Raw genomic sequence first — 9,707 nt, 5'->3', positions numbered from 1 at the left:
AGAATGGCCGAATCGAAACTGCGACAACTGCTGCGCGATCTGGATGTTGAGCTGCAAAAAACCCCTGGCCTGGACGAAAAGCAGCGGCAGCACATTGCCACCATTCGCCAGGAAGTGGAGGCGGTGCTGGCCGATCTGGGATCCCGAACCGAGAGCAAACCGAGCCAAGGCCCCAGGGATCGCATCGGAGAGGCGCTGGGCCTGTTCGAGACCTCGCATCCCAACCTTACCCTGATCCTGGAGCAGGTGATCGACACGCTGGCGGGAATGGGTTTGTAGTTTCATGGTCGGTAAAAGGGCTCACCAGAAAGCTCCCTTGCTTGCTAGCCTTGGTAATGCGTTGAAAGCTCCTGCTCTATGACCAGCACTCTCCACTCCACTTCGTTTAACACCGCCCGCTCCAAACAGATTTTTGCCCGGGCACAAAGCCTCATGCCGGGGGGGGTTAGTTCTCCGGTACGGGCCTTCAAGTCGGTGGGCGGGGATCCCGTCGTGTTCGACCGCGTCTCAGGGGCCTACGCCTGGGATGTGGACGGCAACCAATACATCGACTACATCGGCAGTTGGGGGCCTGCGATTGTTGGCCACGCTCACCCCGAGGTCATTGAGGCTCTGCGCCGAGCTTTGGAGAAAGGCACCAGCTTCGGCGCCCCTTGCGTTCTGGAAAATGAACTGGCGGAGCGGGTCATTGAGGCGGTGCCCAGTGTGGAGATGGTGCGCTTTGTCAATTCCGGCACTGAAGCTTGCATGGCGGTGCTGCGCTTGATGCGGGCCTATACCGGTCGGGAAAAGGTGATCAAGTTTGAGGGCTGCTACCACGGCCATGCGGACATGTTTTTGGTGAAAGCCGGTTCGGGGGTGGCCACGCTGGGCTTGCCAGACTCGCCGGGGGTGCCCAAGGCAGCTACCAGCGCTACGCTGACGGCTCCCTACAACGACCTGGAGGCAGTCAAGGCCCTGTTTGAACAGCACCCCGACTCCATTGCCGGAGTCATCCTAGAGCCGGTGGTGGGCAATGCCGGCTTTATTCCCCCCCAGCCGGGCTTCTTGGAAGGCTTGCGAGATCTCACCCAAAAGTACGGGGCCCTGCTGGTATTTGACGAGGTGATGACCGGCTTTCGCATCAGCTATGGCGGTGTACAGGCCAAGTTTGGGGTCATCCCCGATTTAACGACCCTGGGCAAGGTCATCGGTGGCGGCCTGCCGGTGGGGGCCTATGGCGGTCGGCGAGAAATTATGGAAATGGTGGCTCCAGCGGGGCCGATGTATCAGGCAGGGACTCTTTCCGGCAACCCCCTGGCCATGACAGCAGGGATCCAGACACTGGACATTTTGCGCCGCCCGGGCACCTACGAGTATCTGGAGCGGATTACCGAGAAGTTGGCGACGGGGCTATTGCAGATCGCGCGGGAAACGGGGCATGAGATGTGCGGGGGCTATCTGCCCGGCATGTTTGGCTTCTTTTTTACTGCCGGCCCGGTGCGCAACTACGAAGAGGCCAAGACTGCTGATCTGCAGAAATTTGCCCGCTTCCATCGCGGCATGTTGGAGCGGGGAGTCTATCTGGCACCCTCGCAATTTGAGGCAGGCTTCACCTCCCTGGCCCACACAGAGGCCGATGTGGAGAAAACCTTGGCCGCAGCGCGAGAGGTGTTGAGCACCCTCTGAGTCTGCAATTCACCCTCTTTCGAGCCGGGATCCCTGCTATGGCCGAGCATATCCATCGCAACTGGAGCATCACCACCCAAGCTACAGAGAAGGGGTTTATCTTTCGCTGCCGACTGCTCCAGCAAGATGGCTCTTGCGAGTCGGAGATTGGCACCAAAGCCTACGGCTACTTTCAAAACGAGGCCGAAGCTATTCTGGCGGGCATGGTCTGGATCGACCGGCAGCAACTGCCGGATCACCTGGACGGCCTACTGTTCGACAACGAAGAGCCGGAGAATTAGACAGGGGCTTCTTCCCGCACCAACCGTTCCCAACCCAAGCCTTTGAGGGCAGCATTGCGCCGCAGCGGTCGGGTCACCAGCTCCAGCAGAGCCTGGGTGTTGCCGAAGCCGTGGATCTGGGCGAAGGTGAACTCCACCGACCACTTGGTGGTTATCCCCCGTGCCTCTAGGGGGTTGGCGTGGGCCATACCTGTGATCACCAGATCCGGCTGCAGGGCCTTGATGCGCTGGATTTGGTTGTAGTTATCCGGCTTTTCTACGATGGTGGGCTTGGGCACTCCCATCTCTTCGCAGGTGCGCTCCAAGAGGGCCAGCTCAGCCGCTTGGTAGCGTTTGTCCATGTAAGGGATCCCAATTTCCTGCACCGTCATGCCACAGCGCACCAGGAAACGGGCCAGCGAGATCTCCAGCAGGTTATCGCCCATGAAGAAAACGCTCTTGCCCCGCAGCAGCTCCCGATAATCCCGAACCTGGGGATGGTTCCACACTTCCGCTTCCCGCTCTGCCAAGCCTGGCGTTGGGATCCCCAATTCGCGGGCAATGGCTTCTATCCAGGCGCGGGTGCCATCCGGCCCGATGGGAAAAGGAGCGGTGATGAGCTTAGCCTTTTTGCGGCGTACCAGCGTGGTGGCTGTGCGGCTGAGGAAAGGATTCACCCCCACCACATAGGTGCCCGGCTCGATGGCCGGCAGCTCCCCATAGCGTTTGGCCGGCAACCAGCCGGAGACGCGGATCCCGTGTTTCTTCAGCTCCAGGGTGAGTTGGGTAACCACCGGATCGGGCACCGAGCCGAAGATCACCAAGGGAGGATGCTTGTGGAAGCCTTCCTCCTCTTTCTTTGTTCCAGAGCGGAGCCCGTAAAAAAGCGCCTGGAGACCCCCGCGGGTTTCCTGCTCCTCTGCCCGCACCTGCTCTGGGCAGCGCTGAGCCATCGAGGCCAAAACCGTGTCTTCCCCTTGGGTAAAAGCGTAGTCGAGGCCATTGGCCCGGGCCACCACAATCGGGATCCCGATCTCCCCTTCCAGCTTCTGGGCTAGGCCCTCCAGATCCATTTTGATGATCTCGGTGGTGCAGGTGCCGATCCAAACAATCACGCTGGGATTGCGATCTCGTTGAATTTGCAGGCACAGCCGCTTCAGCTCCTCATAGTCGTTGAGCTTGGCGCTGATATCCCCCTCTTCCAGCTCGGCCATGGCATAGCGGGGCTCGGCAAAGATCATCACCCCCATGGCATTTTGCAGAAAGTAGCCACAGGTCTTGGTGCCGATGACCAAAAAGAAGCTGTCTTCAATTTTTTGATAAAGCCAAGCTACACAACTAATCGGGCAAAAGGTATGGTAGTTGCCGGTTTCGCACTGAAAGTTAAGGGCATTGGCACTATCCAAAGCAGCATTCATGCTCGTCTCCTAAAAACATAAAAGAAGGGAACGTTGCCAACTAGAGGGCTACCAACTGGGGCACACCCACCAATTTTTCGCTGAGATCCCAAAGCAATTTGGCCTTGGCATCGTCTGCCGCCTCGTCAGAGACTTCTTGGTTAAAGGGCTTGGCATTCTTGCGTTGCCGGTTACCCCAGCTCCAGTAGAATCCCGACCGACGAAACTCGGGATCGGCCACCACTTGGGCCACCCGCTCTCCGGCCAATTCCTGAGAAACAAATCCGCCCGTGATGTTTTTTTGAAACCAGGGGAAAAGTTTTTGAAACAGGGGATAGTGATGGCGGAACAGAGCCGTGGTGGCTACACACCCCGGATAGAGGGAGAGGAAGGTGATGCCAGTGCTTTCGTGGAAGCGGCGGTGCAGCTCGCGCATGGTGAGGATATTGCAGACTTTGCTGTCTTTGTAGGCTTTCACCGGTTCAAATTTGCCGCCGTCCGCCATGCTGATGGGATCCTTGAAGCCCTGGGCAAACCCCCGCAGATCCCCCAGGTGGGGTTGGGGTGGGATCTTACCCCCCAGCTCTTTGGGATTGTGGGTAACCGTGCCCAAGATCACCAGCCGCCGATCCGGATAGGTGGAGCGTTTCAGATCCTCCAGCATCAAGTGGCAGAGCAAGAAATGCCCCAGATGGTTGGTGGCCATGGTCAGCTCATATCCTTCCGGGCTGCGCAGGGGCTGCTTGAGCAAGGGCATGTAGATGGCGGCATTGCAGACCAAGGCGTCCAAGGAACGGCCCCAGTTGCGGAACTGCTCGACAAACCGCCGCACGCTGGCCAAGCTGGCCAGATCGATCTGCATCAGGGTATAGCTGCCCTGGGGGATCCCCACTTGCTGGGCCGCCCGGTAGGCTTTGTCCAGATCCCGACAGGCCATCACCACGTGCCAGCCGCGCTTGGCCAAGGCCAAAGCTGAGTATAGGCCAACACCCGAGGAAGCTCCGGTAATCACGACGGTGGGTTGCTCTTGTCCTTGCATATCCAACTCCTGTGCCATTTCCTTCCCAAAGCGGGATCCCCAGGGATCCCTGCAGGATCCATCTTGGAGTGGAAAGCGGATCGGACAACAAATTGATAAGGTTTGCGACAGTCTTCCGAAACAGTGGCTTCATTTTTGGACACACTGCCCCCGCTGGCAGGGGATCCCTTACACCAAGGCCAGTTGGCGGGCTGGAGTGTTGTAAAAGTCGGAGAGCAAAGCAAACAGCTCCCGATCCTCGGCAGGTTGGGGCACGATCCCTTCCGGACGGGCCAGCAGCTCATCGGCGATGTTCAGGTAGTACTGGCAGACAGGCTCCAGGCTGGGATCGGTTTCCGCCATCTCGAAGAGGGTTTTGCCCTTGACCCGCGAGACGCGAATATCTTCAATGAGGGGAAGCACCTCGATAACCGGCATGGGAACTGCCGAGACGTATTTGTCAATCAGATCCCGCTTACTGGTGCGATTGCCGATCAGCCCGGCCAACCGCAGCTTGCGGGTTTTGGCCTTTTCTCGCACCGAGGCAGCAATCCGATTGGCGGCAAACAGGGCATCAAAGCCGTTGTCGGTTACGATCAGGCAGTAGTCGGCGTAGTTGAGGGGAGCCGCAAAACCGCCGCACACCACATCCCCCAGCACATCGAAGAGGATGACATCGTACTCATCGAAGGCGTTCAGCTCCTTCAGGAGTTTGACGGTTTCCCCCACCACATAGCCGCCACAGCCGGCCCCTGCCGGGGGCCCACCCGCTTCCACGCAGTCCACGCCGCCGTAGCCGCGGTAGATCACATCTTCTGGGTAGATGTCTTCGTGGTGATAGCCCTTGGCTTCCAGAGTGTCGATGATGGTGGGGATGAGAAAGCCGGTCAGGGTGAAGGTGCTATCGTGCTTGGGATCACAGCCAATCTGCAAGACCTTTTTGCCCCGCCTGGCCAAGGCCACCGAGATGTTGCAACTGGTGGTGGATTTGCCGATCCCACCTTTTCCGTAAACCGCCAATTTCACAGCGCGTTCCTCCATGGGGCAGACAAGGGACATTATCGGCAGCCAACCCGCCCCCTGAGAACTGTTGCGAAGGATAAAGGTGGATCCCTCAAAAAGCTAGAAGTTCCCAGATCTTGCAAATGGTCCTAAGAAAGTTCCCAGGGCTTCTCAAGTCGATTTTTGATGTTTTTCCCGATTTTAGTTTTAGATATACTTTCATCAGTGATCAAAAGAAAACAATTCCAGATGACAATTCACCCAAATCGGGAAGGATTCAGCTATGCCATGGCGCTGATCCTGTCCTCTTGGCTTGGCGCTGAGGCAGGTCTGGGCTGAGAAAGAATCAAGAATGGTCTCAATTCTGGGGGGAAGGTGGGGAGAACCCTTCGCTCTCAGGGATCGAAGGCAAAAGTAACTCGCACCGCTCCTGCAGAATCCACCTCGATACGGCGCAGGAATTCCCGCAGGTAGGCACGCCGTTCGGTCTCGCTGAGGTCTTGCCAGAAGGGGGGGATGGAGAGGGTTTGGATGGTCTGGGTGAGGTTGGCGGGGGGGAGTTGCTCCAGCTTTTGGGCCAAGCGGGCCGTCTCTGCTCGCAACTGGTAGCGACGCTGGGCCAGGGAGGCCTCGTCCATTAGTCCAGATTGCTGCAGCTCTTCCAATTGCCGCAGCCGCTCGGCGTTGGCCTGGATTTGGGCTTGCAGCTCTTGGCGGACTTGGGTGAGGGCTTGTCGATCCAGCGTCTGGGCGCGTTGGGGCAGTTGTTCGCACACCTGCCGGATCACCTCCTGCAGGACTTCGGTGTAGGGGAGGCTGTAGCGACAGGTTTGGCAGCGCAGATAAAGGTAGAGGGATCCGTTCTTTTTCCCCTTGCGAGGGGTGGTTTGCACAATGCGCAGAAGGCTGCCACAAGCGCAGCAATGAACCAGGCCGGCCAAAGCGCGGGGAGCACTGGCGCTGCGGCGAGGGATCCCTTGGTTGCGTTTGAGCCAGCGATCGATCTGGGCGGCTTCCGTGCGGCTGAGAAGGGCCGGGTGAGTGTCCCGCAAGGTGGTGCCGTCGGCATAGGCCAGATCCCCGCGGTATACCGGGTTGAGCAGCCAGTTGCGTCCGGTGGCCACAGAAATCCGCTTGTGGTGTTTTTCCTCCAAGAAGCGCACCGCCTGCCGCAGGGATCCGTAGAGGAGAAAGTGCTGGAAAAAATCCTGAACGATGCTGGCCTGCCGGCGATCCAGCACGTAGCGTTCCCCTTCGCGGCGGTAGCCAAAGGGGGCAGGGCCAGGGGGGGGTTTGCCCGCCAGGCGGTTTTGGGCTTGGCTGCAGCAGAGGCGGCGGCTTTGCAACTGATGGGGGATCTCGGCCAGCAGGGGGATCCAATCGGCAGCCTTGGTGGGGGTTTGCAGGCCGGATTCGGTGACCAAGCTGAGGCGGATCCCGGAGTGTTGGATTTGCAGCAGCCGCTCGTGGATTTCATCCGCCCGATCCCCCAGATCCGACAGGCGCAAGAGCAGCACTTCCTGCACCCAGCCGGCTGTGATGCGTCGGAACAGCTCCTCCAAATGAGTTCGGGATCCCCAATCGTGCAGGATGGGATCGGCCCCTCGCCCCTGGAGCCAGGCCAACTCCTGTTCCGGCAAAGGAGCATGGGAAGGCGTGTAGAGGTAGCCGCAAACGCTCATGGACAAGCCATTCAACTATTGTCACCGCCGCTGCGCCAGAACGGAATCAAGCACCTGGCGAATTCTGCCCTGGGCCTGTTGCAAGTGCTGACGGGCCTCTTGAGCAGAGCACCCCAGCAAGGCCACAAGGATCGCGGTTTTGACCTCTCCATCACAAGCCTGCAGCAATTGGGCAGCCGCGGCGGGATCCAGATCGCAGGCTAGGGCCACCATTCGCTCCGCCCGCTGCTTGAGCTTGGCATTGCTGGCCTGGAGATCCACCATTAGGTTGCCATAGGTCTTGCCCAAGCGGATCATCACCCCGGTGGAGATCGTATGCAACACCAACTTTTGGGCTGTGCCGGCTTTCATGCGGGTGGATCCGAGGATTACCTCCGGCCCCACCAAAGGGGCAATAGCAATATCCACCTGCTCGGTTAGAGGAGAAGGGTGATTACAGGCCAGGCCAATCGTGAGCGCCCCCATGCTCCTAGCGGCTTGGATCCCACCCAGCACATAGGGGGTACGACCGCTGGCAGCAATTCCCACCACACTATCTTGAGCTTGGAGGTGGAGACTCTCCAGAGCGCGGGCAGCCGCTTCCGCGTCATCCTCTGCGCCTTCTACCGCCTGGGTCAGGGCTTTTTCCCCCCCGGCGATCAAAGCCACCACCTGTGCGGGGGAAGTGCCAAAAGTGGGTGGGCACTCAGCCGCATCCAGTACCCCCAGGCGACCTGAGGTTCCTGCCCCGATATAGATCAGCCGCCCGCCGTGACGCATCCGCTGGGCAATGGCATCGATGGCTTGGGCAATCGGCTCCGCCTGAGCAGCCACCGCTTCCGGCACCCGCCGATCCTCAGCGTTGATCCGTTTCACCAGTTCCCAGGTGCTGAGACGGTCGATCTCGGCTGTGGCCGGGTTGGGGCTTTCGGTCAGGGATCCGGGATCCCAAGCCAATTGTGGAGAAACCATGGCAGCGCTTGTCCAGGCAAGAGGGATCCGCCTTCAGGGATCCTACACTTTGTCTTCTCGGATTCTATCGGTGGCAGGGGGCTCTCCTGAGGGAGCAGTGGAGGGAAAAACTGCGCCAACAGCACCACAACAAGGGCAAGGAGCACCAAGCCGGCCCCCTTCGCCAACGTCCATTCAACCAAAACCTCTGCCAGCGGAAACGCAGCGCGGCCATTCTCCAAAGATGCCCCCATCACAAGCGGCGACCAGCCCAAATACGCCTCAGTCGGCAGCCCAACCGGTGAATTGACGAAGGCGAGCGCCGCCCAGTGGCGGTACTCTAGAAGGTGTTCTAAGGACTCCGTCCCGCTACTGCGATGAGTAAGTCCATGCAAGCGATGGCAAGGACTCCGTCCCGCTACCGCGACCAGCCTGCCCTGCGCATCTTGATCGTGCGCCATGGTGAGAGCACCTTTAACCTGGAAAATCGCATTCAAGGCCGCTCCGATCTCTCCCGGCTCACCCCCACTGGAGAAGTGCAGGCGCAGCGTGTAGCCGAGGCCCTGGCCGGGATCCCGTTGGATTGCGCCTATTGCAGCCCCCTGTCTCGCGCCCTCGAGACAGCTCGCATCCTTTTGAAAGACCGAGAAGGGATCCCTCTGCACATCACCGATCAACTGCGGGAGATCGACCTGACGGCCTGGGAAGGGCTGACCTTTGCCGAGGTGCAGGAGAAATACCCCGAAGATTACCATCTGTGGCGGCACCATCCCGACAACCTGGAGCTGGAGGGCCGCTTTCCGGTGCGGGATCTCTGGCAGCAGGCGCAGGGGTTTTGGGAAATGCTGGCTTTCCATCTGCAATCGGCTTCGGGCCCCTGGAACCATGGAGCGGATCCCTCCCCAAGGCAGCCCCTCAATATCCTCATCGTGGGCCACAGCGGCATCAATCGCGCCCTGGTCAGCACCGCCATCGGCCTGGGGCCACACCACTATCACCGCCTTGGGCAGGATAACTGCGCCATCAGCGTTCTCAATTTTCCCGAGGGCCTGCAGGGGCCGCCACAACTGGAATCTCTGAACATCACCGCTCACCTCGGCCAAGCCCTGCCCAAGCGCAAGCAGGGGATGCGCATCTTGCTGGTGCGGCATGGGGAAACCCAATGGAACCGAGAGCGCCGTTTTCAAGGGCAGCGGGATATCCCCCTCAATGCCACCGGGGAGGAACAGGCAGCCAAGGTGGCAGAATTTTTGGCCACTCAACCTCTGCAACTGGCCTTCTCCAGCCCCCTGAAGCGCCCTTGGGCCACAGCCGATGCCATCTGCAGCAACCACAGCAACCTCATTTTGCGCCCAATGCCCGACTTGCAAGAGATCTGCCACGGCGACTGGGAGGGCAAGCTGCAAAGCGAAGTCGAAGCCGAATACCCCGGCGAGCTGGAGCGCTGGCAACGGGATCCCGCCAGTGTGCAGATGCCCAATGGGGAAAACCTTCACCAGGTGTGGGAGCGCACTCGCTCCGCTTGGCAGGAGCTTTTGGCCATCACCGCAGCCCAGTTTCCTCAGGGCACGGCGGTTGTTGTTGCCCACGATGCCATCAACAAGGCGATCATCTGTCAGTTGTTCGACCTTTCCCCCCAAGCCTTTTGGATCTTCAAGCAGGGGAATGGCGCCATTACGGTGATCGACTATCCAGAAGGCAAGGAGGGTGCCCCGGTTTTGAAGGTGTTGAACCTCACCACCCATCTGTC

Annotated in this window: 9 protein-coding genes; 4 read left to right on the top strand and 5 right to left on the bottom strand. The window is 59.5% G+C overall.

Going from position 1 to position 9,707, the window contains the following annotated elements; translation table 11 throughout:
- The 3 genes from NW820_RS03595 to NW820_RS03585 form a co-directional block, all read left to right on the top strand.
- Positions 1-279: DUF4404 family protein (locus NW820_RS03595; RefSeq protein ID WP_414406703.1), on the top strand; the 279-nt coding region annotated here is incomplete at its 5' end.
- A 78-nt stretch (positions 280-357) separates the two neighbouring features.
- Positions 358-1,668 carry a glutamate-1-semialdehyde 2,1-aminomutase gene (gene hemL / locus NW820_RS03590; protein ID WP_414406702.1) on the top strand — a complete coding sequence of 437 codons (1,311 nt, stop codon included), beginning with the start codon at positions 358-360 and terminating at the stop codon, positions 1,666-1,668.
- 38 nt (positions 1,669-1,706) lie between these two features.
- The gene (locus tag NW820_RS03585; RefSeq protein WP_414406701.1) at positions 1,707-1,949 is read left to right on the top strand and encodes a hypothetical protein; all 243 of its coding nucleotides are present in this window, start codon (positions 1,707-1,709) and stop codon (positions 1,947-1,949) included.
- On the opposite strand, the gene NW820_RS03580 is transcribed toward NW820_RS03585, so the two are convergent.
- From NW820_RS03580 to murQ, 5 genes are all read right to left on the bottom strand, one after another.
- Positions 1,946-3,346: a ferredoxin:protochlorophyllide reductase (ATP-dependent) subunit N gene (locus NW820_RS03580; protein WP_414406700.1), complete on the bottom strand. Its 1,401-nt coding sequence runs from the start codon at positions 3,344-3,346 to the stop codon at positions 1,946-1,948. The genes NW820_RS03585 and NW820_RS03580 overlap by 4 nt on opposite strands.
- Before the next feature lie 40 nt (positions 3,347-3,386).
- Positions 3,387-4,364, bottom strand: a complete 978-nt coding sequence (locus NW820_RS03575) for a protochlorophyllide reductase (RefSeq protein WP_414343916.1) — start codon at positions 4,362-4,364, stop codon at positions 3,387-3,389.
- 168 nt (positions 4,365-4,532) lie between these two features.
- On the bottom strand, positions 4,533-5,369 hold the full coding sequence (gene bchL, locus NW820_RS03570) for a ferredoxin:protochlorophyllide reductase (ATP-dependent) iron-sulfur ATP-binding protein (protein WP_041437180.1): 837 nt from the start codon (positions 5,367-5,369) through the stop codon (positions 4,533-4,535).
- Between the two features lie 371 nt (positions 5,370-5,740).
- Entirely contained in the window at positions 5,741-7,027 is a 1,287-nt protein-coding gene (locus NW820_RS03565; RefSeq protein ID WP_414406699.1) for a recombinase family protein, read from the bottom strand.
- 21 nt (positions 7,028-7,048) lie between these two features.
- A complete protein-coding gene (murQ, locus tag NW820_RS03560; RefSeq protein ID WP_414406698.1) occupies positions 7,049-7,978 on the bottom strand; it encodes an N-acetylmuramic acid 6-phosphate etherase in 930 nt (309 codons plus the stop codon).
- A gap of 377 nt (positions 7,979-8,355) precedes the next feature.
- Between murQ and NW820_RS03555 the strand changes: the two genes are divergently transcribed.
- The coding region (locus NW820_RS03555; protein ID WP_414406697.1) for a histidine phosphatase family protein at positions 8,356-9,707 on the top strand (1,352 nt) is incomplete at its 3' end.

Origin of the sequence: Synechococcus sp. R55.7 (assembly GCF_047461955.1) — a bacterium.
In the GTDB taxonomy this organism is placed as follows: domain Bacteria; phylum Cyanobacteriota; class Cyanobacteriia; order Thermostichales; family Thermostichaceae; genus Thermostichus.
Note: the sequence above shows the minus strand (reverse complement) of the source record. Positions and strands in the feature narration are given on the sequence as shown.

Bases quoted from the DNA above. Each gene is read 5' to 3' on its own strand.
- murQ (WP_414406698.1), bottom strand. From the start codon at position 7,978: ATGGTTTCTCCACAATTGGCTTGGGATCCCGGATCCCTGACCGAAAGC.
- hemL (WP_414406702.1), top strand. From the start codon at position 358: ATGACCAGCACTCTCCACTCCACTTCGTTTAACACCGCCCGCTCCAAA.
- NW820_RS03580 (WP_414406700.1), bottom strand. From the start codon at position 3,346: ATGAATGCTGCTTTGGATAGTGCCAATGCCCTTAACTTTCAGTGCGAA.
- NW820_RS03575 (WP_414343916.1), bottom strand. From the start codon at position 4,364: ATGCAAGGACAAGAGCAACCCACCGTCGTGATTACCGGAGCTTCCTCG.
- NW820_RS03585 (WP_414406701.1), top strand. From the start codon at position 1,707: ATGGCCGAGCATATCCATCGCAACTGGAGCATCACCACCCAAGCTACA.
- NW820_RS03565 (WP_414406699.1), bottom strand. From the start codon at position 7,027: ATGAGCGTTTGCGGCTACCTCTACACGCCTTCCCATGCTCCTTTGCCG.